We start from the raw sequence: 22,039 nt of genomic DNA, 5'->3' as shown, positions 1-22,039 counted from the left end.
TCCTCCTTGCCGCCACCGCGCCCGCCCCCGAAGGAGCAGGCGCCGTGCGACGCTACGCCGGCAGCTCGGCCGCCTGCTGCTCGCGCGACCAGACCCGATGCCGGCCGATCTCGTCCGAAAACGTGCGAAGCAGCGCGTCGAGATCGGCCGCTTGCGCGACACACACGCCCTCGGCCGGATCCGGCAGGTGCGCGGCGCTCAGCAACTGACGCCCGGAGCCGACCGCCGCGATCGGCTTCAGGTGCTTGAACGCCTCGCGCACGAAGTGCCGCGCGTCGGCACTGTGCGCGAGATTTCGACCGTCGCCGTCGCCGCCGCACACGAACACCGCGTCGAACATCACCGACGGCATCCCGGCGAGCGTCGCCTGCGGCACGATGCTGCCGATCGGCGCGAGGGTCGGCGCGACGATCGTCGGCACCGCGCCCGCGGCCGTCAGCGCGCCGCGCACCTCCTCGACCAGCGTCTGGCTCACGCCGGGCGTCGCGATCAGCGCGATCTTGCGCGAGCGGATATCGGGCTTCGACCGGCCGATCAGGCTCAACGACGGCGCACGCTGCTTGACGACCGGCGTCGTGGCCGTTTGCGGGACCGGCAGCCCGAGCCGCTCGGCGACCTGCGCGGCCAGCCCCGCGTCGAACCGCGCGATGATCTCGTTGACCACGCGTTCGCGAATCTCCGGCTTCGTCACCTTGCCGAGCTCGAAGCAGTACGCGTCACGGATATGCCGCTGCTCGATCTCGGTCATGCTCTGGTAGAACAGCGCCGCCTGCGAGAAATGGTCGGCGAACGTTTCGCTGCGCACGCGCACCTTGTCGCCTTCGAGCGGTTCGTGCACCGTCTCGAAGCCGCCGCCGGACGGCGCGGGCGGCGTCTCGCGCGGCCAGCCGCCGTTCAGCGAATTCGGTTCGTACGACGCCTGCCCGACCGCGATCGTCTGCCGGTGCAGCGCATCGCGCTGGTTGTTGGCGAACGGGCACACCGGCCGGTTGATCGGAATCTCGTGAAAATTCGGGCCGCCGAGCCGGCTCAACTGCGTGTCGGTGTACGAGAACAGGCGCCCCTGCAGCAGCGGATCGTTCGTGAAGTCGATGCCGGGCACCACGTGCCCCGGATGAAACGCGACCTGCTCGGTCTCCGCGAAGAAGTTGTCCGGGTTGCGGTTCAGCGTCATGCGGCCGATCGGCCGCACCGGCACGAGTTCCTCCGGCACCAGCTTGGTCGGGTCGAGCAGGTCGAAGTCGAACGTGTGCGCGTCGGCGGGATCGATCAGCTGCACGCCGAGCTCGAACTCCGGATAGTCGCCGCGCTCGATCGCCATCCACAGGTCGCGCCGGTTGAAGTCGGGGTCGTGGCCGGCGATGCGCTGCGCTTCATCCCACAGCAGCGAATACGCGCCGCTCACGGGCCGCCAGTGGAACTTCACGAAATGCTCGGCGCCGGCCGCGTTCACGAAGCGGAACGTGTGCACGCCGAAGCCGTCCATCGCGCGAAAGCTCGCGGGCAGCGCGCGGTCGGACATCAACCACAGCACCGTATGCGTGGTTTCGGGCACGAGCGACACGAAGTCCCAGAACGTGTCGTGCGCGGACGCGCCGGTCGGCATCTCGTTCGGCGCCTCGGGCTTCACCGCATGCACGAAGTCGGGAAACTTGATCGCATCCTGGATGAAGAAGACCGGCATGTTGTTGCCGACCAGGTCGTAGTTGCCCTCTTCGGTATAGAACTTCACCGCGAAGCCGCGCACGTCGCGCACCGTGTCGGCCGAGCCGCGCGGGCCCTGCACGGTGGAAAAGCGCACGTACACCGGCGTTTCGGCGGCCGGGTCCTGCAGGAACGCGGCCTTCGTATAGTCGGCCATCGGCTCGTAGACGCGAAACACGCCGTGCGCGGCCGAGCCGCGCGCATGCACGACCCGTTCGGGAATCCGTTCGTGATCGAAGTGCGTGATCTTCTCGCGCATGATGAAGTCTTCGAGCAGCGACGGGCCGCGCGCACCGGCGCGCAGCGTGTTCTGGTTGTCGGCGATGCGCACGCCCTGGTTGGTGCGCAACGCCTGGCCGTCGGGCCGCAGCCGATTCTCGTCGAGCTGGCGCGACTTGGCGCTGTCGGATTGCTGCGGGTTGGGCGGCGGATTGCCGGATTGCGGGGGATTCGTCATGCGCGCGTCCTCGTCTCGGTTCGGTTCGATGAAGGGCGGCGACGTGCACGACCGCGTAGCGGCGCACACGGCTGCCGGCACGGAAAACGGGCGAGCCGCGCGGCGTATGCCGCGGCGGCCCGCCTGCGGTGTCACTGCAGGCTGCGGCGCCTGCGTCAGGGCGCGCGCAACGCGCTATCGAGTTCGTCGCGCGTCACGTCGAGTTCGACGTTGCATTCGATCTCGGCGTCCTCGACGCGCGGCTTTTGTTCGTCCACCGCGCGCCGCGCGAGGTCGCACAGCCGGGTGCGCACGCGCAGCCGGTCGTCCGCGCCGAGCGACGCATAGCGCGTGAGCACGTCGGGATCGAAGCGCAGGTCGACCACGCAGCGCCACTGACGCGCGCTTTCATCGGCCGGCAGCCGCACCCATGACACCTGAATCGTCAGTCGGCCCGAGGCGTCGTCCGTATGCACGACGAGGGTCGACTCCGATGGAAAGCCGTTCGCGAGCGCATTCTCGAGTTCCACGATGCGCTGCGAACGGTCGGGGGTGGCCGTCATCGGCGTACGACACCCAGCAACAACGTGACCAGGAAGATCACGACGAAGATGTAGAACAGGATCTTCGCGATCTCGGCCGCACCGGCCGCGATGCCGCCGAAGCCGAACACGGCCGCGATGATCGCGATGATGAAGAAGATGATGGCATATCTCAGCATGAATTCCTCCTGGAGTCCTGAAGAACGACGATCGTCGGCGCGCGTCGTCGCCGATCAATGCTTGTGCTTGGGTTTGCCGTGGACCGGCGTCGACGCCATTTTTTCGAGCTCCTTCTCGCTCATCGACTTGGCCATCGACTTTGACGGCGCCTTCAGGTCCTTCATTTTCGTGTCACCGCGCTTGGCCGACAGGGCGGCCCCCGCCGCGCGCTGCTGTGCTTGGGACTTGGCTGGCATGGCTTTCCTCCTTTCGGTGGCGCGCGCGGCGGTCGCATCGCGGGCCGCGCGCAGTTCGGACGGTATCGTCAGGCGGCGTCGCGCCGACGCAGTTCGGCCGGCGGGATCTTCATGGCCTGGCGATACTTGGTCACCGTACGACGCGCAAGAAGGATGCCGCGGCCCGCGAGGTTCTGCGCGAGCGCGACATCGGACAGCGGGTCGGTATGGCGCTCGGCCGCGATCATGTCGCGAATCAGCACCTTCGCGGCCGATGCCGAGCACACGCCCTTGCCGGCCGCTTCCAGCTTGCGCGGGAAGAAGTGCTTGAACTCGAACGTGCCGTGCGGCGTGGCCATGTACTTGTTGCCCGTCGCGCGCGACACGGTCGATTCGTGCAGGTCGAGCTCTTCCGCGATGTCGCGCAGCACGAGCGGCTTCATCGCGATCTCGCCGTAGCGGAAGAAGTCGCGCTGCCGCGCGACGATGCATTCGCCGACGCGCTGGATCGTGTCGAAGCGCTTCTGCACGTTGCGGATCAGCCAGCGGGCTTCCTGCAACTGCTGGCCGAGCGGCGAATCGCGCTCGCCGCTCGACTGCGCGAACAGCGTCGCATAGCGTTCGTGCAGCCGCGCGCGCGGCAGCACGGCCGGGTTGATCGTCACGATCCATTCGTCGCGCACCTGGCGCACGATCACGTCGGGCACCACATAGTCGCCGCGCGTGCTGCCATAGTGGTTGCCCGGGCGCGGATCGAGCCCGCGTACCAGTGCGCACGCGGCCTGCATCGTCGCCTGGTTGCAGCCGACGCGCCGCTGGATCTCGGCGGTCTCGCGCCGGGCGAGCCGTTCGAGATGTTCGCGCGCGATCACCTTCGCTTCCGCGAGCGCCGGCGTGCCGGCGGGAATCGCGTCGAGCTGCAGCAGCAGGCATTCGGATAGCGAGCGGGCGGCGATCCCCGGCCGGTCGAGCATCTGCACGAGCCGCAGCGCGACCCCGAGATCCTGTTCCGACAGCAGCAGCGCGGGATCGGCCGCGACCAGCAGTTCGGACAGCTCCTGACGCAGATAGCCGTCCTCGTCGAGCGCGTCGATCACGATGCGCGCGGCCTCGCGGTCGCGCCGGTTCAGCGGATAGAGACGCAGCGCGTCGTGCAGCTGCTGGTGCAGCGATGGCTCGGCGGCCATCCATTCGCCGGGCGACAGGTCGCTCACGTCGTCGCCCTGCCGGCTCGTGGTGCGCGGCGCCGGGGCGGCCGTGTACGACACGTCGCCGTCGGGCGGACGCACGTCATCGCCCTCGGGCACGGGCTCGGGTGCGGCGGCTTCGACCGGATGTTCGGGCGCGTCGGCCTCGGCGGCGGCTTCGTCGTCGCCCTGGCCATCTTCGAGAAACGGATTCGAGTCGAGCGCCTGCCGCAATTCCTGCTGGAATTCGAGCGAAGACAGCTGCAGCAGACGCAGTGATTGCTGCAGCCTCGGGGTGAGTGCCAGATGCTGTCGCATCTGGAGCGCAAGCGTGACGGACATCGATGCCCCTCCTGACTGTGTGCGAAATTCACGTGCAGGGATCCATGCAGCTTTCATGCCAGGACGGAGAACCGCCATCCGGCGCGGCTTTCGTCGCTGCGCACCCCTCGATCCGGGAGCCTCGAAGCCGCTTTTTTACAAGCGCCGGGAAGTTAGGGGGCACGAAATTCGCGCCGGGCACGCGCAGGCCGGAATGCATGGACGGCCATCGCGTCCTTCACCGCTTCGTCGCTCGCCAGCCTCCCGTTCGCCACCGGTCCATACCCGGCGATGCGAGCCGCGGCGAGTCCGTCGAGTCAGTACTGCATCGGCGGCGGCGTGCCCGGCAGCGGCCGGTCGCCCGCCACGCCGTTCGGCCCCGGCTGCGGCACGTCGACCGCCGCGCCGCCGGTCGCGCCTGGAGGCATCGTGTTGTGCGGCGACGGACGCGTGTCGTAGCGCGTATTCGCGTCCGGCATGGTCGTGGTCGGCGACGCGCCCTGAGCGCCCGGCGGCGCCGGCGGTGCGCCGCGCGTGCCATAGGTGCCCTGCGGTTGCGTGCATGCGCCCAGCGCGCACGCGGCGGCAAACGCACAGGCGCCCACGCGTATCGTCTGGATCGGCTTCATCGGAATCCTCCGTGGAATGGGCGGCGCTGGCCGGCCATCGCGGCCCGGCTCAGAGCCGGTTGAAATGGAAATCGCCCGCAAACGCGGTCGGCGCGCGGCGCGCCATCATCGTGTCGAATTCGGCCGCGACGCGCGTCAGTGCGCCGCGTTGCCGCTCGGTACCGGCCTGTTCGAGCGCCGCGAATGCGTCGGCGTCGAAGGTGATGGTCAGTGACGCCTGATGGCCGTCGACGCGAAAGCCGAAATGCAGCGCGCCGGCCGGCTGCTCCTCGACATGGAACGGCATTGCGCGCGCCTCGAAATGGCGGCCGAGCGTCTCGGCCACGTCGCGCAGCATGCCGGGTTTCACGCTGATGCTCATCGTGGGCCCTCCGTGGATAGGATGAACGCCGCCGGCGGCATACCCGTCGGCAGCGCGTGAATCGGCGGCTCCCGGGTCGGCGGCTCGCGTTCCGGCGGCGGGTGCACCGGCGGGTCACCCTCCGGATCCTGAAACGGTTGCGGCGTGCCGGGCGGGACGATGTCCGGCTCGGACGGCTCGGGCTCCGGTGTGATACCGGGCGGCGGCGGCTCGGGCCGGTGCAACGACTGGGCGGGGTCTCGGTTCATGGGCATTCGATCATGTCGCTCCTCAAGGGATCGGCCCGGTGGCGCGCGTGCGCGCGCCGCTCGAGGGTCTACGCACGCCGCAAGCCGCGTGCCGTCGCTTGCCGTCTGCTTGCCGTCTGCTTGCCGTCTGCTTGCCGTCTGCTTGCCGTCCGCTTGCCGTCCGCGTGCCGTCCGCGTGCCGTCCGCGTGCGGCGCCATCCGCACGGCCGCGCATGCCGCCGGACAGCGCGTCGTGCCTTCGCTACACCGCGCGCTGCAATTCTTTCAAGTGCGCCGCACTACCCTTCGTAGGCGGCCATCACGAGCCACAGCTCGCGGCCGTCGTCGCGCACCCGCGCGGCGAGCGCATACGGATCGGCCGGCTCGCACGCGCGCTGCAGCGCCAAGCGCGCCGGCTCGGTCGAGCCGAACGTCTCGTCGCCGAGCGGCCGCACGTCGGCCTTGCCTTCGAACATCCGGCGATCGGGCCGGTAGATCAGCGGCTCGTGTTTCCACGTGCTGAAATGGCTCTTCACCGAATCGAACCCGCCGCCGCATACGTTGACTTCATAGCGCACCCCTGGCCGCTGTTTGGGACTCGTCATCGTGCCTCCTGGTTGATGTGCATGTGTGTGCATGCGCGGCGGATTGCGCCGCACGTCGTCGTCGGCCGCCGAAGCGGCAAGTCGCGTGCCGCCCGCACGCAGCGGGCACGGCCGTTGCGCGCTCAGCGCATCATCGTCACCGACACGGAGGCTTGCCATGAAGGATTCGACCCGGTCCGGCCGCGACGCGCCGGCGCACGAGCAACCCGATACGTCGCCGCCGCTGAAGCACCAGGATCAGACGAAGACGCGCCACTCGGAGCGGCATATCGACAAGCAGCTCGAGGACACGTTCCCCGCGAGCGATCCGCCCGCGACCGGCGGCGTCACGCGCATCGAGCCCGACACGCCGCCGGGCACGCACGACGACGGCCCGTGGCAGGACCCGGCCAAACGTCGCGATAAATGACGGCCGACGCGGAGCGGCCGCCGCGTGCGTCGCGGCACGCCGCTTGCTGAATCGAATGGCCCCGCTTCAACCCGGAAGGAGAACCTGATGCATCGCGTGAACGAAATCATGTCGCAGGACATCGTGCATATCGCGCCGACCGACTCGATCCGTCATGCCGCGCAACTGATGGAGCGCTACGACATCGGCGCGCTGCCCGTGTGCGACAACAACCGGCTGATCGGCATGGTCACGGACCGCGACCTCACGGTGCGCGCGATCTCGGCCGGCAAGCCGCCGGAAACGCGGATTCAGGAAGTGGCGTCGGGCCCGATCGAATGGTGTTTCGAGGACGATCCGCTGGACGAGATCCAGCATTACATGGCGGACGCGCAGTTGCGCCGCCTGCCGGTCGTCGATCACGACCAGCGCCTCGTCGGCATGCTGTCGCTCGCGGACATCGCGACGCGCACGGCCGGCCCGGCGCGCGATGAAGTCGCGAACACGCTGGAAGGCGTGTCGCAACCGAAGCGGACGTGACGGGGCGATCCTCGCCTCGCCCGACAACCCGCGCGACCCCCAGGGCCCATCCCGGGCACGGTCGCGCCCCATGCAGCCAGGAGGACAACCATGCAGACTCCCGATCAAGGACGGACCCGCATCATCGGCAAGGGCGCCGCGACGGCGGCGGGCCCCGGCCCCGACGTGATGGCGGCCGACACGCTGGAAGGCGACAAGGTCTATACGACCGATGGCGACGACGTCGGCAAGATCAAGGACATCATGCTCGACGTGCGCTCGGGCCGCATCGCGTATGCGGTGCTCTCGAGCGGCGGCCTGCTCGGCATCGGCGACAAGCTGCTCGCGATTCCATGGAGCGCGCTCACGCTCGATACCGAACGCAAGTGCTTCTTGCTGTCGGTATCGTCCGAGCGGATCAAGAACGCACCCGGCTTCGACAAGGATCACTGGCCGGCGATGGCCGACCCGCAATGGGCCGAGCCGCTGCACGAGTACTACGGCAGCACGCCGTACTGGAGCGCGGGCGACGAGCTCGGGCTGACCGATCCGACCGAGGACCTCAACGATCCGCGCACCCGCGGCACGCATTAAAACCGTTCACGATTTGCCGGTGAATTAGCCGACGGGCCCCGCGCAATGCGGGGCTTTTTTTCGGCATTTTTCGGTTGTTTCGCGGGATTCCGCTGCCGGCCCGGCCCGCCCGACCCGGCCTCCCATTGATAACCAAACAACATCAATCCTTCCAAAAATCGCACTTATCGTTTCCCTGTCGCCGAGCGAACATGGCGAAAACGACAATCAACCGCTCCCGCGCATTTTCCCGATTTCCTGGAGACACCCAGATGCACCCCTCGCCCAGCCTTCCGACCGGACGTTCGAAGGCCGCCGCGGTATTCCGCGTGACGGCCGGCAACTTCCTCGAGCAGTTCGACTTCTTCCTGTTCGGCTTCTACGCCACCCAGATCGCGGCCGTGTTCTTTCCCGCCGCGAGCGAGTTCGCGTCCCTGATGATGACGTTCGCCGTGTTCGGCGCCGGCTTCCTGATGCGGCCGCTGGGTGCGATCGTGCTGGGCGCGTACATCGACGACGTCGGCCGCCGCAAGGGCCTCATCGTCACGCTGGCGATCATGGCGAGCGGCACCATCCTGATCGCGTTCGTGCCCGGCTACGCGACGATCGGCCTGCTCGCGCCCGCGCTCGTGCTGCTCGGGCGCCTGCTGCAGGGCTTTTCGGCGGGTGCCGAGCTGGGCGGCGTGTCGGTCTATCTCGCCGAAATGGCCACGCCCGGCCGCAAGGGCTTCTTCACGAGCTGGCAGTCCGCCAGCCAGCAGGTCGCGATCGTCGTCGCGGCGGCCCTCGGCTTCGCGCTCAATCAGTGGCTCAGCGCATCGGCGATCGCCGCGTGGGGCTGGCGCGTCCCGTTCTTCGTCGGCTGCATGATCGTGCCGTTCATCTTCATGCTGCGCCGCAACCTGGAGGAAACGCAGGAGTTCAAGGCACGCCGGCATCGTCCGAGCATGAAGGAAGTCTTCACCACGCTGATGCATAACTGGCGCGTCGTGCTCGCCGGCATGATGCTGGTCGCGATGACCACGACGAGCTTCTATTTGATCACCGTCTATGCGCCGACCTTCGGCAAGACCGTCCTGCACCTGAGCACCGCCGACAGCCTGCTCGTGACGCTGTGCGTCGGCCTGTCGAATTTCGTATGGCTGCCGATCGGCGGCGCGCTGTCCGATCGCATCGGCCGCCGGCCGCTGCTCGTCGGCATGACGGTGCTCGCGATCGCGACCGCCTATCCCGCGCTGTCGCTGCTCGCTCATGCGCCGTCGTTCGTCAACATGCTGCTCGTGCTCCTGTGGCTGTCGTTCATGTACGGGATCTACAACGGTGCGATGGTCGTCGCGCTCACGGAAGTGATGCCGGTGGAGGTGCGCGTCGCGGGCTTCTCGCTCGCCTACAGCCTCGCGACGGCCGTGTTCGGCGGCTTCACGCCCGCCATCTCGACCGCGCTCATTCACATGACCGGCGACAAGGCCGCACCGGGCTACTGGATGAGCCTCGCCGCGGTGTGCGCGCTGCTTGCGACGTTCGCGCTCTATCGCCGCCACCCGGCGACGCTGACGCCCGCGCACTGACGCCTGATGCCGAACGATCTGCCCCGACTCCGTACGACCCGGACCATGACAACGACCCTGACGATGAAAAACCTGCTTCTGAAACTGTGTGCGACCGCGTTCGTCGCCACCACCGCGGTCAGCGCGAACGTGCAGGCCGCCGACCTGCACGTGATGAGCTCGGGCGGCTTCACCGCCGCCTACAAGCTGCTCGGCCCGCAGTTCGCGTCCAGCACGGGCAACACGCTCGCGACCGCGCTCGGCCCGTCGATGGGCAAGTCGCCCGAAGCGATTCCGAACCGGCTCGCGCGCGGCGAGCCTGCCGACGCGGTGATCATGGTCGGCTACGCGCTCGACGACCTGATCAAGCAAGGCAAGGTGATCCCCGGATCGCGCGTCGAGCTGGCCGATTCGCGCATCGGCATGGTCGTGCGCGACGGCGCGGCGAAACCCGACATCAGCTCGGCCAACGGCCTGAAGCAGGTTCTGCTGCACGCGAAGTCGATCGCCTATTCGGACAGCGCGAGCGGCGTGTACATCGAGCGGGAATTGTTCAAGAAGCTCGGCATCGAGGATCAGGTGAAATCGAAGGCGAAGATGGTTCCGCGGATTCCGGTCGCGTCCGTGGTCGCGAATGGCGACTACGAAATCGGCTTCCAGCAGGTCAGCGAACTGCTGCCCGTCAAGGGCGCGACCTTCGTCGGCAAGATTCCCGAATCGCTGCAGTCGGTCACGCGTTTCGCCGCCGGCATCCCCGTCGGCGCGCAACATCCGAAGGAAGCGAAGGCGCTGCTCGACTATCTCGCGTCGCCCGACGTGCAGTCGGACGTGAAATCGACCGGACTGGATTCCGTCTCCACACACTGAGCACGACCCACGGGAAGGCGTGCGTCAGACCGTCTTCCCGTCGCGCGCGGCGTCGGCGTCGGCCTCGGCATCGTTGGCGCCATTCGGGCTCGCGGGCCCGGCCCCGTTCAGCATCCGTGCGAGACGCGCGCGATCGCACGCCCCTTCCCACGACGAGACGAAGATCACCGCACACGCGTTGCTGATCACGCTCGTCAGCGCACGCGCCTCCGACATGAAGCGATCGATACCCACCAGAAGCGCGACGCCGGCCACGGGCAGATCGGGCATCACGGCGAGCGTCGCGACGAGCGCGACGAGTCCGCTGCCGGACACGCCTGCCGCGCCCTTCGACGTCAGCAGCATCACGGCCAGCATCGCGGCGATTTGCGGCGCGGACAGCGGCACATCACACGCCTGCGCGATGAACAACGCCGCGAGCGTCAGGTAGATCGCCGTGCCGTCCAGGTTGAACGAGTAGCCGGCGGGCAGCACGAGGCCGACCACGCCCTTGTCGCAACCCAGCGACTCCAGCTTGACGATCAGCCGCGGCAAGACCGGCTCCGTGGACGACGTCGCGAGGACGATCAGCAGTTCCTCGCGCAGGTAGCGCAACAGCCGCCACAACGCGAAGCCGTGCAGCCGTGCGAGCGGCGCGAGCACCAGCGCGACGAACAGCACGCAGGCCACGTAGAACGACACCATCAGCCACGCAAGCGAGCCGACCGAGCCGATGCCGAAGCGTCCCACCGTGAACGCCATCGCGCCGAATGCGCCGAGCGGGGCGAGCCGCATGACCATCGCGAGCACGCGAAAGACAACCTGCGCGACGCCGTCGATCAGCGCCAGCACGGGCCGACCGGCCTGCGGATACGCATTCAGCGAAAAGCCGAACAGCAGCGACAGCAGCAGCACGGGCAGCACCTCGCCCTTCTGGAACGCGCCGAGCATCGTATCGGGGATCACGCTCAACGCGAACTCGACGAGCCCGTTCGGTTGCGCGTGCGGCGCATATTGCGCCAGGATGCGCGGGTCGAGATGGTGCACGTCGACGTGCATGCCGGCGCCGGGCCGCAGCACGAACGCGGTGACGAGCCCGAATGCGAGCGCGACGGCGGTCAGCAGATAGAACAGCAGCAGCGCGTGGACGATCGTGCGCCCGATGGCCTTGCCGTTCGCCAGCGACGTGATGCCGGAGACGATCGTGCAGAACACGATCGGCGCGATCATCATCCGCACGAGACCGACGAATGCATCGCTGAGCGGCTTGAGCGTCGCGCCCACCGACGGCCAGAAGTGCCCGACGCTCACGCCGAGCACCATCGCCAGCAGAACCTGCACGTAGAGCGAACGAAGCGGTCTTGCCAACCTCACGATGCTGTCTTCCTCGATGTTCCGGTCGTATTGATCGGATATTTTGTATTCGTCACGTCGATCCGTCGCTGCGTGCGGCGCCGGTGCCGGCACGTTTGGCGTCGACGATGGCGCGGTGAAACTCCTCCGCGGCCGGCATCAGCGGGCGCCCGCGCCGTTTCACGATGCCTACCCGGCGCTTGACCACCGGTTCGACGAGCGGCACGCTCGTGAGCAGCGGATGGTCGTGTCCGGGCATCGCCATCGACGGCACCGCGGCGACGCCGAGCCCGGCTTCGATCAACCCGAGCAGGGTCGTCACGTGGCGCGTCTCGCATACGCTCGGCGCACGCGGCGCGACGGTCGTCAGCGCCTGGTCGAGCAACAGGCGGTTGCCGGAAGTCTTGTCCACCGACACATACTCGTACTCGTAAAGCTCGTTCCAGGTCACGCGCTTCTTGCGCGCGAGCGGATGGTCGCGCCGGCACGCGGCAACGAACCGCTCCTGCAGCAGCAGCTTGAAGTCGATCTCGGGTTCCTGGCTGCCCATGAAGCTCACGCCGAAATCGGCCTCGCCGCTGATCACGGCGCTCAGCACCTCGTTCGCGCCGGCATCCAGCAGCTTGACCCGGATACGCGGAAAGCGGCGATGATAGCTCGCGATCACGTTGGGCAAGAAGTAGTAGGCCACCGACGGCACGCACGCGATCGTCACATGACCGAGGCGGCTCGATGACACGTCGCGGATGCCGAGCAGCGCGACGTCGAGATCGTCCAGCAGTTGCTCGGCACTCGGCGCGAATACGCGCCCGACGGTGGTCAGCGTGACGCTGCGCGTGGTGCGCTCGAACAGACGCACGCCGAGCGCTTCCTCCAGTTTGTCGATCCGCCGACTCAACGCGGGTTGCGAAATGCTGATCGCGTCAGCGGCCTTCCGGAAGCTGCCCAGCTCCACCACCGCGCGAAACGCCTGCAAGTCGGTCAAATCGAAGTTGATTCCCACGGGCCAGTCTCCCCATCTCAGATGCCGCGTATTGTGCATGATCCGGGCAAGCCCACCCAGCCGGGGGATGCCCGGCTCCGCCGTCCCGCCTTCCTGCTATGCCCGATGCCGCAACGCATCGATCACGATCGAGAACGCGCGCGATGCCTGGCGGCGGCTCGGGTAGTACGCGTGATAGCCGGGAAACACCGGGCACCAGTCCGGCATCACGATCCGCAGTTGCCCGCTGCGCACGTGGTCGAGCACGATGTCCTCGGTGACGAACGCAATGCCGAATCCGTCGAGCGCCGCCCGCACCAGATGCGGTTGCGTATTGCAGGTGATCCGGCCGCTCACGCGCGCCTGGATCTCGTTCCTGCCCTTCTTCAGCTCCCACGCATAGATGCCCTTCGCGGTCGCGAGCCGCAGCGTCACGCAGTCGTGATCGAGCAGATCCTGAGGTGTCTTCGGCGGCTTGCGGCCGTCGAGATAGGCCGGCGACGCGACCATCACCATCCGGATGTCCGGGCTGATGCGCACGGCGATCATGTCCTTCGCGACCTGGTCGCCGTAGCGCACACCGATGTCGTAGCGCTCCTCGACGATGTTCGACAGCCCGTAGTCGACCGACAGCTCGACGCGAATGTCGGGGTAATCAGGCAGCACCCGCCTGAGCTTCGGCCAGATGATCGTGTCGATCGGATGCTCGGTGGCCGTGATCCGCACGACGCCGGCCGGCTTGTCCCGGAAATCGGCCACCGCGGCGAGCTTCATCTCGATCTCGTCGATGCGCGGCGCGACGGCCTGAAACAGTTCCTCGCCCGCTTCGGTCGTCGACACGCTGCGCGTCGTGCGCGTCAGCAGTCGCACGCCGAGGCGCGTCTCGAGATCGCGGACCGTCTGGCTCAGCGCCGATTGCGACACGCCGAGCCGCGCCGCCGCGCGCGTGAAGCTCCGGTCGCGCGCCACCGCCAGAAACACGAGCAGATCGTTGAGGTTTTCGCGCGGCATGTCGGGCGGCTCCTGTCGAAACGGACGCCCATCCTAGCACCGACACCGCCCCGTGCCGCCCGCCGCCCGCTCGGCCGATTAATCGGTGCAGCTTATAAATCCAAGCGCGCCGCGCTACTTAATCGATCGAGCCGGGGCCGATAGACTGCGAAGCGTTCAGGCTCCCGTGCGCCCGCAGCCGGCCTCGGGAACCGCCCACGCATTCTTCCCGGAGTCCGTCTCGTGAAATCCCTACTTCGCCTTTTTGTCGCCGCACTTGCCGTTTCCGCTCCGTTGCTCGCCCATGCGCAGGGCCTGACGCGCGAGCAGGTGCGCGAAGACATGATTCGCTACGAAGCCGCCGGCTTCAATCCAGCGCGCGCCAATCCGCGCACGTGGGTCGACGATGCGCGGGTGGCGTCCACCCGCGTGACGGCGGCGCGCGATACCGACGGCCGCACGTCGTTGGCCGATCGCGGCACGGCCGTCGTCGCGCATTGCGACTGACGAGCCCATCGCCGACGCCACCGCTCCGCATTCTTCCCGATTCAACGATGCAAGCCGTTTCCCCTTCCGATCGCGGGCCCGCGCCCGTTCACACCGCCGCATGGGGCGCCGTCCTCGCGATGGCGCTCGGCGCGTTCGCGCTCGTCGCGTCCGAATTCGTGCCGGTCAGCCTGCTGACGCCGATCGCGCACGATCTGCGGATCAGCGAAGGGCAGGCGGGCCAGGCCATCTCCGTGTCGGGCGCGTTCGCGCTGCTGACGAGCCTGTTCATCTCGTCGCTGGCCGGGCGGCGCGACCGCAAGCGGGTCCTGCTGTCGCTCACGCTGCTGATGATCGTGTCCGGCACGGTCGTCGCATTTGCGCCGAACTATCTGGTGTTCATCGCGGGGCGCGCGCTGATCGGCGTCGCCATCGGCGGGTTCTGGTCGATGTCGGCGGCCACCGCGATGCGCCTCGTGCCGGACCGGCAGGTTCCGCGCGCGCTGGCGATCGTCAACGGCGGCAACGCGCTGGCCACCGTCGTCGCCGCGCCGCTGGGCAGTTTCCTCGGCGGCATCGTCGGCTGGCGATGGGCGTTCTTCTGCGTCGTGCCGGTCGCCGCGATCGCGTTCGGCTGGAAGGTCGCGAGCCTGCCGCGCATGCACGCCGCGCACGGCAGCGCCACGCCCGGGCGCGCGTTCGCACTGCTGGCGAGCGCGCCGGTCGCGCTCGGCATGACGGCGGTCAGCGTCTTTTTCATGGGGCAGTTCACGCTGTTCACGTACTTGCGGCCCTTCCTCGAAGCCGTGACGCACGCGGGGGCCGCCGGGTTGTCGGTGCTGCTGCTCGTGATCGGCGTCGCGGGGTTCGCGGGGACGATCCTGATCGGCACGTTCCTGCAACGCGGGCTGTACCGGACGTTGATCGTCATCCCCGGCCTGATGGCGGCGGTCGCCGTCGCGCTGATCGCGTTCGGCCACTCGATCGTCGCGACCGCCGCGCTGCTGGCGGTCTGGGGGCTGCTCGGCACCGCGGCGCCGGTCGGCTGGTGGACGTGGCTGGCCCGTGCGCTGCCGCGTGACGCGGAAGCCGGCGGCGGCCTGATGGTGGCGGTCGTGCAGCTCGCGATCGCGCTCGGCGCGACAGGCGGCGGCGTGCTGTTCGACCTGTACGGCTATCGCGCGACGTTCGGGCTGAGCGCGGGCCTGCTCGTCGTTGCCGGCGGGTTGGCGGCGCTGGCGGCGCGAGCCGCATTACGCGCCGAGGCCCCCGCGCGCGCGTGACGTGCCCCGCCCGCCGACTCGGTTTTTTTACACACGCCGTGTAACGCCCGCGCCCGGCCGCGCACCGCCGAATGCGGCGTCCAGATAACGCAGCAGCCGGTGCGGCGTCAGCGGCTTCGCGCAGTGCGCGTCGAAGCCGGCTTGCCGCGCACGGTCGCGATCGTTCTGCGACGCGAATGCGCTGCACGCGATGAGCAGCATGTCGGCGGTGCGGTGCGCGGGTCGCCGCGCAGCCGCGTCGCGAGCTGCAAGCCGTCGAGGCCCGGCATCGCGATGTCCAGCACGATCGCGAACGGCTGCCAGTCGCGCGCGAGATCGCAGACGGCGAACGGATCGTCCCCGACGCGGCAGTCGAAACCGCGCGCCTGGAGCAGCAACCGCAGCGCATCAGCCGCGTCGCGATAGTCGTCGACGACCAGCACGCGGCACGGCCGTCGCGGCACGCTATCGGGCGTGCGCCATAGCAGCACGTCGTCGGCCGCCGGATCGTCGCCGGGGGTGGTTTGCATCGCGTTTCTCCCGGTAATCGGAGATGGCCGCGGCGCAAACCGCGCGCCCATATCGCAGATATCGCCTGCATGCGGCATGCCGGTTGCTGCAGGTCGTCGATATCGTCGATTCGATAGGGGAGCCGTCGATGCGCGCACCGCCAATGTTCCGACCCGGCAAGGACTTCGATTCGCCTGCAGCCCGCCGGCGAACGCACCGTTATACCGGCGCGGCGCCAGCCTGCGCGGGAGGCCGCGCATGACGCGCCACGCGCCCGTGAAGCCCGCCACGGCCGACGACGACGCGCCGGCCACGCTCGACGCCTGCCGCCGCTGCGGGCTGTGGGAACACGCGACGCAGCCGGTGCCCGGCGCGGGGCCCGCCGACGCGCGCATCATGCTGGTCGGCGAGCAGCCGGGCGATCAGGAAGACCGCACCGGCATCCCGTTCGTCGGCGCGGCGGGCCGCATGCTCGACCGCGCGCTCGACGAAGCCGGCATCGAGCGCGCGAGCGTCTACGTGACCAACGCGGTCAAGCACTTCAAGTGGGAACCGCGCGGCAAGCGGCGGCTGCACAAGACGCCCGCGCAGCGCGAGGTCGCCGCGTGCCATTACTGGCTCGAACGCGAGCTCGCCGCGCTGGGCCCGCGCGTGATCGTCGCGCTCGGCGCGACGGCGCTGCGTGCCGTGCTGCAGGACAACGACGCGACGCTGGAGCGCACGCGCAAGCCCGTGCGCTCGCCTGACGGCTGTCTCGTCGTCGCGACCTATCACCCGTCCTACGTGCTGCGCACACGCGGCGCCGATTCGCGCGAGCACGCGTACCGGACGCTCGTCGACGCGCTGCGCACCGCGTCGCGCCTCGCGCGCGGCAGCGGCAGCACGCACGGCGCACGGGGCGACGCCGAATGAGCGACCTGCGCCGCGACGACGCGTCGCGCGACACCGGTGCCGCCGCTGCCGCCGCGCCCGCCGCGACGCCGTGGTACAGGCGCCTCGGCCCCGGCCTGCTCGCGGGCGCGTCGGACGCCGACCCGAGCAACGTCGCGGTCTATGCGCGGGCCGGCAGCCCGTTCGGCTTCCACATGCTGTGGATGCCCGTCGTCGCGCTGCCGATGATGGTGGCCGTGCCGCTCGCGTCGGCGTTCATCGGACGCGCCCAACCTGATCGTGACGATGCGGTTGCGTGCGCAACCATTCAAGCGAAAAGCAAGAGCGCGGAATAGAAAAGCCGGCCAACCGGGCTGCCGCGCATGCGGCACGTCCCGGTTGCCGGCCCGGCGCGGTTACATCATCTTGCCGCGCGAACGTTCGGCACGCGCCGCATCGGCCGCCGATTCGACCTTCTTCACTTCCTCCGGCGGCGGCAGCACGGCCTTGAAGCCCATCGACTCGATCCACATCTCGCGCGCCCAGCCGCGGGTGTGATACAGGTGATGGTCCTCGTCGGCCTCGACCTCATCGTGCGCGGCCTTCAGCGCCTTCGCCGCGTCGCTGTCGCGCAACTGGTCGGCCGCATAGCCGATCAGCTCCCAGTTCAGGTGATCCTTGGTTTCGGCGAGCACCACGCATTCGGCCGCGACGACCTGCGCGACCGCCGGGTCGGCCTGCTTCTTCGCCTGCTCGATCACCTGCACCAGCGACTTGCCGGTCGCCGCCACCGCGGCACGCCCCGGCGACTGCGTGTCCGGATCGAGACCGAGCGTTTTGAATACCTTGCGCAGTACCTCCTGGTGATGCATCGTCTCGCGGTGGTACTTCTCCCATTCCTTGTGCAGGTCCGCGTCGGTCGCGCACTTGATCGCGGCCTCATAGATCTTCGCCCCGCCAAGCTCGGTCTCGTATGCCTGGCAGAGCAGTTCGAGGATGCCTTCGTGCTTCGATTGCCGTTGGGCCATGACTGCTTCTCCGAAAAAGCGGGCCGCCCACGCGGCCCTGGGGTTGAACCGGGCGCGCGTTACTGCGCGCCCACCTTGCGTTGGAGCGTCTCCGCCATGCTCAGGTGATGCTTGAGCGTCGGCAGCGTGGATTGAGCGAACGCGCGCAGCTGCGGGTCCTTGCCGTCGCGCGCCTCGCCTTCGAACAGCGCGACCGCCTTGCGGTGCGCGTCGGGGCCGGCCGCCGCGACATACGCGGTGTCGAAGTCGTGGCCGCTCTTGCCGCGCAGCGCCTCGACGTCCGGATCCGTGATCTGCTCGACCTGCGGCTTCATGCCCTTGCGCGCGGCGATCTCGGTCAGCTTCGCATTCGCGTTGCCGTGATCGGCCACCATGCGTTTCGCGAACGCGCGCACGTCCGGCGAGCGCGCCTGCTTCAACGCGAGCTGGCTCGCCTGCACCTCGGCCTTGCCTGCCATGGCGGCCTTGTCGATGAATTCCGCGTCGCCGCCCTGCGGCGCCTTCGCGATGCCGGCGTCGCCCATGGCGCCGCCCGACGACGGGTTGATCACGCCGCCCGGCACATGCGAATTCGATGCGGGCGGCTCGCTCGGCATCTGGGCGTGCGCGAGTCCCGACACGGCGAGCACGCCCGCGGCGAGCGCCGCGATCGTCCAGTTGGGTTGCTTCATGCGCTTTCTCCTTGCGTGGGGGGGAGCCGTCAGCCGCCGACGATCGAGCCGCCGTTCGGATGCAATGTCTGTCCCGTCATGTAGCTCGCGCCTTCCGACGCGAGCAGCACGTAGCAGCCGATCAGCTCGTCCGGCTGCCCCGGCCGCTTCAGCGGCACGTTCGAGCCGAACTTCGCCACTTCCTCGGCGCTGAAGGTCGACGGGATCAGCGGCGTCCAGATCGGCCCCGGCGCGACGGCGTTCACGCGGATGTCGCGCCCGGCCAGCTCGATCGACAGCGAGCGCGTGAACGCGACGATCGCCCCCTTGGTCGCCGAGTAGTCGAGCAGCTTCGGGCTGCCGTGATACGCAGTGACCGACGCGGTGTTGACGATGCGTGCGCCCGGCTTCATGTGCGGCAGCGCCGCCTGCGTGCAGAAGATCATCCCGTACACGTTGGTGCGGAACGTGCGCTCGAGCTGTTCCTCGGTCACGTCCTCGATGCCGGGTTGCGGATGCTGTTCGCCCGCGTTGTTCACGAGCACGTCGAGCCGCCCGAGCTTGTCGACGGTGCGCGCCACGGCATCGCGCGCCTGGCGGCGTTCGCCGATGTCGCACGCGATCGCCTCGCAGCGCCGGCCGGCCTGTTCGATCAGGCGCTTCGTATGCGCGGCATCGTCCGATTCGTTCAGGTAGACGATCGCGACGTCCGCACCCTCCTTCGCGAAGCCGATCGCGACCGCGCGGCCGATCCCGCTGTCGCCGCCCGTCACGAGCGCGACCTTGCCGGCGAGCTTGCCGCTGCCGACGTAATCGGCCGCCTCGTCGCGCGGCTTCGGATGCATGTCCCGCTCGCGGCCCGGCTGCTGCGTCTGCTTCTGGGGCGGCGGGGTCTTTGCCGTGGTCATGAGTTCCTCCTTGAACGGGTGCCGGCGACACGTCGCAAACCGCGTGCCGCGCACGGCGCACCGGCCCGCGCAGGGTGATACGGCCCGAGCCGCGCACCGCATTGCAAGCGCGTGAAGAAACGGCGCGCTCAACGCGGGCTGCCCTGGGTGGTGCCGTCCGGCCGGCGCACGGGATCAAAGTCGCGCCACTGGCCGTCCTGCCAGTCGCCTTCGACGCGCTCGATCGATTGGGCGCCAGTCGCGCGCAGCACGTCTTCCGCGGCGGCCGCCGTCGTCGCCGTCACGCGCGCGGCCAGGATCACGCCGGTCTCGCTGTGCGCGAGCGTGCCCTTGCCTTCGGCCTGCTGGCCGCGCATCCGGCCGAGCGCGCCGCCGAATGCGCCGAGATACGCGCCGGCGAGTGCGCCGGCGGCCGGCACGAACCAGTACCGCACGCCGACCGCATAGACGATCATCCCGACGACCGCGCCGATCAGCAGCCCGCGCAGTGCGCCGATCATCGCGCCGCGGCCGCCCGGCTTCGCGGCCGTATCGGCATACACGTCGCCGCCGATCGGAAAGCGCGCGTGCTGACCGCCCGGGTTCAGGAAGAAGATCGACACGTCGTCCGGGCCGAACGCGCGCTCGTAAAGGTGGCGCGCCCCACCTTCCGCTTCATCGAAGGTCGTGAAGCGGCCTGCGACGATCATCGCCATGCTCATGCTCCTCCTCGTGACGGTGACGGTGATGATGAGGCGCCGTGCACGCGACGGCACGCACGGCGCGACGCGGCAGCGCTCACATCAACCGCCCGAGTTCCTTCGATATCGATGCGGGCGTGCCGTATTCGCGATCGGGGATCTTCCGCAGCATGTCGAGCACACCCGGATCCGCATGCGAGCGTTCCGCGCACTCGACGATGTCCGCCTTGCTGGCCGGATAGTCCATCCCCTTGAGCGCCTTCTGCACGTCGACGGGGCTCGGCGCCTTGCCGTGCCCCGTCTGGTGGCCGCCCTTGTCGTGGTCCTGCTGCACCCGCTCGCCTTCGTTCGCGCGCGAGTGGCTGTATTCATGGCCCGTATGTTGTCGGGATGACATGGAAACCTCCTTCGAATGAAATAACGGAAAGGCGCGCGATCACGTCGGCGCGCGGCGCGCGCGCGTGAATGCGGCGACCGCCAGCGCCGCCGCGCCCAGCGCGATCGCACCGGCGACCTTCGGCCGCTGCACCACCGCGTTGTACGCGCAACCGCGCAGCACGTGCCCCTCCATCCCTTCGCGCTCGTGCAACGCGTGGCGCGACTCGTACAGCGCGTTGTCGTCGCGCGGCCGCGCGGGGCGCACCGTGCGCTGGCCGCGCGAGAACAGCGTGGCCGCGACGCGATCGAACAGCCGCGGCGCGTGGTACGCGCTGGCCGACGTGAACTTCGCGGCGCCGCCGACGAACAGCGTGCGGCGCGGATGCGCGGCCGCGAACAGGATCGCGTCGGCGACGAGGTCGGGGTCGTAGATCGGCGGCGCCAGCTTCGCCTCGACGTTCATGTAGTTCTTTGCGTGCATCACGAACATCGTGTCGATCGCGGCCGGCTTGATCAGCGTGACGGACACCGGCAGGTGATCCGACTCCAGCTCGAGCCGCAGCGAATCGGTGAAGCCCTTCACCGCGTGCTTCGATGCGGCGTATGCGCTTTGCAGCGGCACCGGTGCGTCGGACGCCTCGCTGCCCATGTTGATGATCGCGCCGCCGTGGAAATCGCTCTTGCGCCGGAAATGGTCCGATGCGACGAGCGAGCCATGCACGACGCCCCAGTAGTTGGTGTCGAACAGCCGGCGCTGATCCTCGAGCGGCACCGCGGCCGCCGTGCCGAAGATCGACACACCCGCGTTGTTGATCCACGTGTCGAAGCCGCCATAGGTATCGGCCGCCTTCGCGGCCGCGCGCTGCAGATCCTCGACATTGCCGACGTCGCCGGCGACCGGCACCGCGAGGCCGCCATGCTGGCGAATTTCGTCGCACAGCGTGTTCAGCGCGGCCTCGTTGCGCGCGAACAGCACCAGCTTCGCGCCGCGCCGTGCCGCCTTGCGCGCGGTGACGAGGCCGATGCCGCTCGTGGCGCCCGTGATCACGATCGTCTGCTCGCCGACCGGTTTGAGCATGCACTTCATCAGGGGACTCCTTTCACGGGACGCGGTTATTTCGGGCGGATGGTCAGCTGATCGCGCACGTCCTGCACGCCTTCGATCTGCCTGACGACACTCACCGCCTGCGTGCGCTGCTGTTCGTCCGGCACGCTGCCGGTGAGCATCACGACGCCGCGACGCGTCTTCACGTGAATGTCGCCGGCCGACAGGCCGCTGGTGCCGACCAGCTCGGCCTTGGCCTTGGTCGTGATGGTTGCGTCGCGGATCTTCGCGCCGGTGCTCGTATGCGTCGACGACGACATGGATGACGATGACGCGCCGTCGTCGCCGGCGGCGAACACGTTCGGCGCGACGGCCGTGCAGACGGCGGCGGCGGCGATCGCGACCGCCATGCCGAGGCGCGTCGCGGGATGACGGCGCAAGCGCGGTGCGCGGGCTTGCAGCGGGAATACCTTCATCGTGACCTCCTTTCGTGGGGGCCGGCATGGCCGGCGGGTATCCGCACGGCGCAAATCGCGTGCCGCGCGCAGTACGCTGCATGGGCGCGCGGCACGCCGATCGGACGCCCTTTCATCCAACGCGTTGTAATTTTTTCGGCG

General features: G+C 68.8%; 27 protein-coding genes and 2 pseudogenes. 9 read left to right on the top strand and 20 right to left on the bottom strand.

Annotation, left to right across the window (positions count from 1 at the left end):
* Positions 1-52: 52 nt before the first annotated feature.
* The 9 genes from katE to ACVK00_RS25085 all read right to left on the bottom strand — a co-directional run bounded on the left by katE (position 53) and on the right by ACVK00_RS25085 (position 6,407).
* Positions 53-2,161 (bottom strand): catalase HPII, encoded by a 2,109-nt coding sequence (katE, locus tag ACVK00_RS25125; protein ID WP_354123316.1) that lies wholly within the window; start codon positions 2,159-2,161, stop codon positions 53-55.
* 155 nt (positions 2,162-2,316) lie between these two features.
* Positions 2,317-2,703 carry a DUF3022 domain-containing protein gene (locus ACVK00_RS25120; protein WP_284898704.1) on the bottom strand — a complete coding sequence of 129 codons (387 nt, stop codon included), beginning with the start codon at positions 2,701-2,703 and terminating at the stop codon, positions 2,317-2,319.
* Entirely contained in the window at positions 2,700-2,861 is a 162-nt protein-coding gene (locus tag ACVK00_RS25115) for a DUF1328 family protein (RefSeq protein WP_006767422.1), read from the bottom strand. The genes ACVK00_RS25120 and ACVK00_RS25115 overlap by 4 nt, the downstream gene beginning before the upstream one ends.
* 54 nt (positions 2,862-2,915) lie before the next feature.
* On the bottom strand, positions 2,916-3,098 hold the full coding sequence (locus ACVK00_RS25110) for a DUF3008 family protein (RefSeq protein ID WP_006753987.1): 183 nt from the start codon (positions 3,096-3,098) through the stop codon (positions 2,916-2,918).
* A gap of 68 nt (positions 3,099-3,166) precedes the next feature.
* Positions 3,167-4,606, bottom strand: a complete 1,440-nt coding sequence (locus ACVK00_RS25105) for an RNA polymerase factor sigma-54 (protein ID WP_284898753.1) — start codon at positions 4,604-4,606, stop codon at positions 3,167-3,169.
* Between the two features lie 296 nt (positions 4,607-4,902).
* Positions 4,903-5,214, bottom strand: coding sequence for a hypothetical protein (locus ACVK00_RS25100; RefSeq protein WP_228910733.1), 312 nt, complete (start codon positions 5,212-5,214; stop codon positions 4,903-4,905).
* A gap of 49 nt (positions 5,215-5,263) precedes the next feature.
* The gene (locus ACVK00_RS25095) at positions 5,264-5,575 is read right to left on the bottom strand and encodes a hypothetical protein (RefSeq protein WP_228910732.1); all 312 of its coding nucleotides are present in this window, start codon (positions 5,573-5,575) and stop codon (positions 5,264-5,266) included.
* A complete protein-coding gene (locus tag ACVK00_RS25090) occupies positions 5,572-5,829 on the bottom strand; it encodes a hypothetical protein (RefSeq protein WP_284898758.1) in 258 nt (85 codons plus the stop codon). The genes ACVK00_RS25095 and ACVK00_RS25090 overlap by 4 nt, the downstream gene beginning before the upstream one ends.
* Before the next feature lie 272 nt (positions 5,830-6,101).
* On the bottom strand, positions 6,102-6,407 hold the full coding sequence (locus ACVK00_RS25085) for a hypothetical protein (protein WP_228910730.1): 306 nt from the start codon (positions 6,405-6,407) through the stop codon (positions 6,102-6,104).
* Between the two features lie 157 nt (positions 6,408-6,564).
* Here ACVK00_RS25085 and ACVK00_RS25080 point away from each other — a divergent pair, with 157 nt between their 5' ends.
* The 5 genes from ACVK00_RS25080 (at position 6,565) to ACVK00_RS25060 (ending at position 10,301) form a co-directional block, all read left to right on the top strand.
* Complete coding sequence (locus ACVK00_RS25080; RefSeq protein WP_006753981.1) at positions 6,565-6,816, top strand: hypothetical protein; 252 nt, start codon at positions 6,565-6,567, stop codon at positions 6,814-6,816.
* An 87-nt stretch (positions 6,817-6,903) separates the two neighbouring features.
* Positions 6,904-7,335, top strand: a complete 432-nt coding sequence (locus ACVK00_RS25075; RefSeq protein WP_284898764.1) for a CBS domain-containing protein — start codon at positions 6,904-6,906, stop codon at positions 7,333-7,335.
* A gap of 90 nt (positions 7,336-7,425) precedes the next feature.
* Positions 7,426-7,908, top strand: coding sequence for a PRC-barrel domain-containing protein (locus ACVK00_RS25070; RefSeq protein ID WP_006753979.1), 483 nt, complete (start codon positions 7,426-7,428; stop codon positions 7,906-7,908).
* Positions 7,909-8,159: 251 nt separating this feature from the next.
* Positions 8,160-9,455 (top strand): MFS transporter, encoded by a 1,296-nt coding sequence (gene tcuC, locus ACVK00_RS25065; RefSeq protein ID WP_284898769.1) that lies wholly within the window; start codon positions 8,160-8,162, stop codon positions 9,453-9,455.
* Positions 9,456-9,518: 63 nt separating this feature from the next.
* Positions 9,519-10,301 (top strand): substrate-binding domain-containing protein, encoded by a 783-nt coding sequence (locus ACVK00_RS25060; RefSeq protein WP_284898772.1) that lies wholly within the window; start codon positions 9,519-9,521, stop codon positions 10,299-10,301.
* Between the two features lie 24 nt (positions 10,302-10,325).
* Here ACVK00_RS25060 and dctA read toward each other — a convergent pair whose 3' ends face one another.
* The 3 genes from dctA to ACVK00_RS25045 all read right to left on the bottom strand — a co-directional run bounded on the left by dctA (position 10,326) and on the right by ACVK00_RS25045 (position 13,626).
* Entirely contained in the window at positions 10,326-11,654 is a 1,329-nt protein-coding gene (gene dctA / locus ACVK00_RS25055) for a C4-dicarboxylate transporter DctA (protein WP_284898775.1), read from the bottom strand.
* Positions 11,655-11,706: 52 nt separating this feature from the next.
* On the bottom strand, positions 11,707-12,636 hold the full coding sequence (locus tag ACVK00_RS25050; protein ID WP_284898778.1) for a LysR family transcriptional regulator: 930 nt from the start codon (positions 12,634-12,636) through the stop codon (positions 11,707-11,709).
* A 96-nt stretch (positions 12,637-12,732) separates the two neighbouring features.
* A complete protein-coding gene (locus ACVK00_RS25045) occupies positions 12,733-13,626 on the bottom strand; it encodes a LysR family transcriptional regulator (RefSeq protein WP_284898780.1) in 894 nt (297 codons plus the stop codon).
* A 222-nt stretch (positions 13,627-13,848) separates the two neighbouring features.
* Here ACVK00_RS25045 and ACVK00_RS25040 point away from each other — a divergent pair, with 222 nt between their 5' ends.
* Both ACVK00_RS25040 and ACVK00_RS25035 read left to right on the top strand, forming a co-directional pair.
* On the top strand, positions 13,849-14,112 hold the full coding sequence (locus ACVK00_RS25040; RefSeq protein ID WP_284898782.1) for a DUF4148 domain-containing protein: 264 nt from the start codon (positions 13,849-13,851) through the stop codon (positions 14,110-14,112).
* Between the two features lie 47 nt (positions 14,113-14,159).
* Positions 14,160-15,374, top strand: coding sequence for an MFS transporter (locus ACVK00_RS25035; RefSeq protein WP_284898784.1), 1,215 nt, complete (start codon positions 14,160-14,162; stop codon positions 15,372-15,374).
* Positions 15,375-15,401: 27 nt separating this feature from the next.
* On the opposite strand, the pseudogene ACVK00_RS25030 reads toward ACVK00_RS25035, so the two are convergent.
* Positions 15,402-15,883: pseudogene (locus tag ACVK00_RS25030) on the bottom strand (response regulator).
* 238 nt (positions 15,884-16,121) lie between these two features.
* On the opposite strand from ACVK00_RS25030, the gene ACVK00_RS25025 reads away from it, so the two are divergent.
* Complete coding sequence (locus ACVK00_RS25025; RefSeq protein WP_284898786.1) at positions 16,122-16,775, top strand: UdgX family uracil-DNA binding protein; 654 nt, start codon at positions 16,122-16,124, stop codon at positions 16,773-16,775.
* Positions 16,772-17,023 (top strand): annotated as a pseudogene (locus ACVK00_RS25020) (divalent metal cation transporter); the annotation flags it as partial. The gene ACVK00_RS25025 and the pseudogene ACVK00_RS25020, both read left to right, overlap by 4 nt.
* A 126-nt stretch (positions 17,024-17,149) precedes the next feature.
* Here the strand turns inward: ACVK00_RS25020 and ACVK00_RS25015 are convergent.
* From ACVK00_RS25015 to ACVK00_RS24985, 7 genes are all read right to left on the bottom strand, one after another.
* Positions 17,150-17,761: a DUF892 family protein gene (locus ACVK00_RS25015; protein WP_166726246.1), complete on the bottom strand. Its 612-nt coding sequence runs from the start codon at positions 17,759-17,761 to the stop codon at positions 17,150-17,152.
* 59 nt (positions 17,762-17,820) lie between these two features.
* Positions 17,821-18,432: a DUF4142 domain-containing protein gene (locus tag ACVK00_RS25010; RefSeq protein ID WP_284898790.1), complete on the bottom strand. Its 612-nt coding sequence runs from the start codon at positions 18,430-18,432 to the stop codon at positions 17,821-17,823.
* A gap of 29 nt (positions 18,433-18,461) precedes the next feature.
* Entirely contained in the window at positions 18,462-19,319 is an 858-nt protein-coding gene (locus tag ACVK00_RS25005) for an SDR family oxidoreductase (RefSeq protein ID WP_284898791.1), read from the bottom strand.
* 128 nt (positions 19,320-19,447) lie between these two features.
* The gene (locus ACVK00_RS25000) at positions 19,448-20,014 is read right to left on the bottom strand and encodes a hypothetical protein (RefSeq protein ID WP_284898831.1); all 567 of its coding nucleotides are present in this window, start codon (positions 20,012-20,014) and stop codon (positions 19,448-19,450) included.
* Between the two features lie 82 nt (positions 20,015-20,096).
* On the bottom strand, positions 20,097-20,396 hold the full coding sequence (locus ACVK00_RS24995) for a DUF2795 domain-containing protein (RefSeq protein WP_228910700.1): 300 nt from the start codon (positions 20,394-20,396) through the stop codon (positions 20,097-20,099).
* 39 nt (positions 20,397-20,435) lie between these two features.
* Positions 20,436-21,464 (bottom strand): SDR family oxidoreductase, encoded by a 1,029-nt coding sequence (locus ACVK00_RS24990; RefSeq protein WP_284898793.1) that lies wholly within the window; start codon positions 21,462-21,464, stop codon positions 20,436-20,438.
* Between the two features lie 26 nt (positions 21,465-21,490).
* The gene (locus ACVK00_RS24985) at positions 21,491-21,898 is read right to left on the bottom strand and encodes a BON domain-containing protein (protein WP_284898795.1); all 408 of its coding nucleotides are present in this window, start codon (positions 21,896-21,898) and stop codon (positions 21,491-21,493) included.
* Positions 21,899-22,039: the final 141 nt, after the last annotated feature.

Source organism: Burkholderia sp. PvR073 (assembly GCF_054055695.1).
Note: the sequence above shows the minus strand (reverse complement) of the source record. Positions and strands in the feature narration are given on the sequence as shown.

What these genes read in the sequence shown, in the direction of transcription:
- ACVK00_RS25110 (WP_006753987.1), bottom strand. Translation starts at nt 3,098, where the DNA reads ATGCCAGCCAAGTCCCAAGCACAGCAGCGCGCGGCGGGGGCCGCCCTG.
- ACVK00_RS25070 (WP_006753979.1), top strand. Translation starts at nt 7,426, where the DNA reads ATGCAGACTCCCGATCAAGGACGGACCCGCATCATCGGCAAGGGCGCC.
- ACVK00_RS25060 (WP_284898772.1), top strand. Translation starts at nt 9,519, where the DNA reads ATGAAAAACCTGCTTCTGAAACTGTGTGCGACCGCGTTCGTCGCCACC.
- ACVK00_RS25005 (WP_284898791.1), bottom strand. Translation starts at nt 19,319, where the DNA reads ATGACCACGGCAAAGACCCCGCCGCCCCAGAAGCAGACGCAGCAGCCG.
- ACVK00_RS25115 (WP_006767422.1), bottom strand. Translation starts at nt 2,861, where the DNA reads ATGCTGAGATATGCCATCATCTTCTTCATCATCGCGATCATCGCGGCC.
- ACVK00_RS25000 (WP_284898831.1), bottom strand. Translation starts at nt 20,014, where the DNA reads ATGGCGATGATCGTCGCAGGCCGCTTCACGACCTTCGATGAAGCGGAA.
- ACVK00_RS25080 (WP_006753981.1), top strand. Translation starts at nt 6,565, where the DNA reads ATGAAGGATTCGACCCGGTCCGGCCGCGACGCGCCGGCGCACGAGCAA.
- ACVK00_RS25100 (WP_228910733.1), bottom strand. Translation starts at nt 5,214, where the DNA reads ATGAAGCCGATCCAGACGATACGCGTGGGCGCCTGTGCGTTTGCCGCC.
- ACVK00_RS25090 (WP_284898758.1), bottom strand. Translation starts at nt 5,829, where the DNA reads ATGCCCATGAACCGAGACCCCGCCCAGTCGTTGCACCGGCCCGAGCCG.
- ACVK00_RS25105 (WP_284898753.1), bottom strand. Translation starts at nt 4,606, where the DNA reads ATGTCCGTCACGCTTGCGCTCCAGATGCGACAGCATCTGGCACTCACC.
- ACVK00_RS25075 (WP_284898764.1), top strand. Translation starts at nt 6,904, where the DNA reads ATGCATCGCGTGAACGAAATCATGTCGCAGGACATCGTGCATATCGCG.
- ACVK00_RS24995 (WP_228910700.1), bottom strand. Translation starts at nt 20,396, where the DNA reads ATGTCATCCCGACAACATACGGGCCATGAATACAGCCACTCGCGCGCG.
- tcuC (WP_284898769.1), top strand. Translation starts at nt 8,160, where the DNA reads ATGCACCCCTCGCCCAGCCTTCCGACCGGACGTTCGAAGGCCGCCGCG.
- ACVK00_RS25095 (WP_228910732.1), bottom strand. Translation starts at nt 5,575, where the DNA reads ATGAGCATCAGCGTGAAACCCGGCATGCTGCGCGACGTGGCCGAGACG.
- ACVK00_RS25120 (WP_284898704.1), bottom strand. Translation starts at nt 2,703, where the DNA reads ATGACGGCCACCCCCGACCGTTCGCAGCGCATCGTGGAACTCGAGAAT.
- ACVK00_RS25045 (WP_284898780.1), bottom strand. Translation starts at nt 13,626, where the DNA reads ATGCCGCGCGAAAACCTCAACGATCTGCTCGTGTTTCTGGCGGTGGCG.
- ACVK00_RS25010 (WP_284898790.1), bottom strand. Translation starts at nt 18,432, where the DNA reads ATGAAGCAACCCAACTGGACGATCGCGGCGCTCGCCGCGGGCGTGCTC.
- ACVK00_RS24985 (WP_284898795.1), bottom strand. Translation starts at nt 21,898, where the DNA reads ATGAAGGTATTCCCGCTGCAAGCCCGCGCACCGCGCTTGCGCCGTCAT.
- ACVK00_RS25015 (WP_166726246.1), bottom strand. Translation starts at nt 17,761, where the DNA reads ATGGCCCAACGGCAATCGAAGCACGAAGGCATCCTCGAACTGCTCTGC.
- ACVK00_RS25025 (WP_284898786.1), top strand. Translation starts at nt 16,122, where the DNA reads ATGACGCGCCACGCGCCCGTGAAGCCCGCCACGGCCGACGACGACGCG.
- katE (WP_354123316.1), bottom strand. Translation starts at nt 2,161, where the DNA reads ATGACGAATCCCCCGCAATCCGGCAATCCGCCGCCCAACCCGCAGCAA.
- ACVK00_RS24990 (WP_284898793.1), bottom strand. Translation starts at nt 21,464, where the DNA reads ATGAAGTGCATGCTCAAACCGGTCGGCGAGCAGACGATCGTGATCACG.
- ACVK00_RS25085 (WP_228910730.1), bottom strand. Translation starts at nt 6,407, where the DNA reads ATGACGAGTCCCAAACAGCGGCCAGGGGTGCGCTATGAAGTCAACGTA.
- ACVK00_RS25035 (WP_284898784.1), top strand. Translation starts at nt 14,160, where the DNA reads ATGCAAGCCGTTTCCCCTTCCGATCGCGGGCCCGCGCCCGTTCACACC.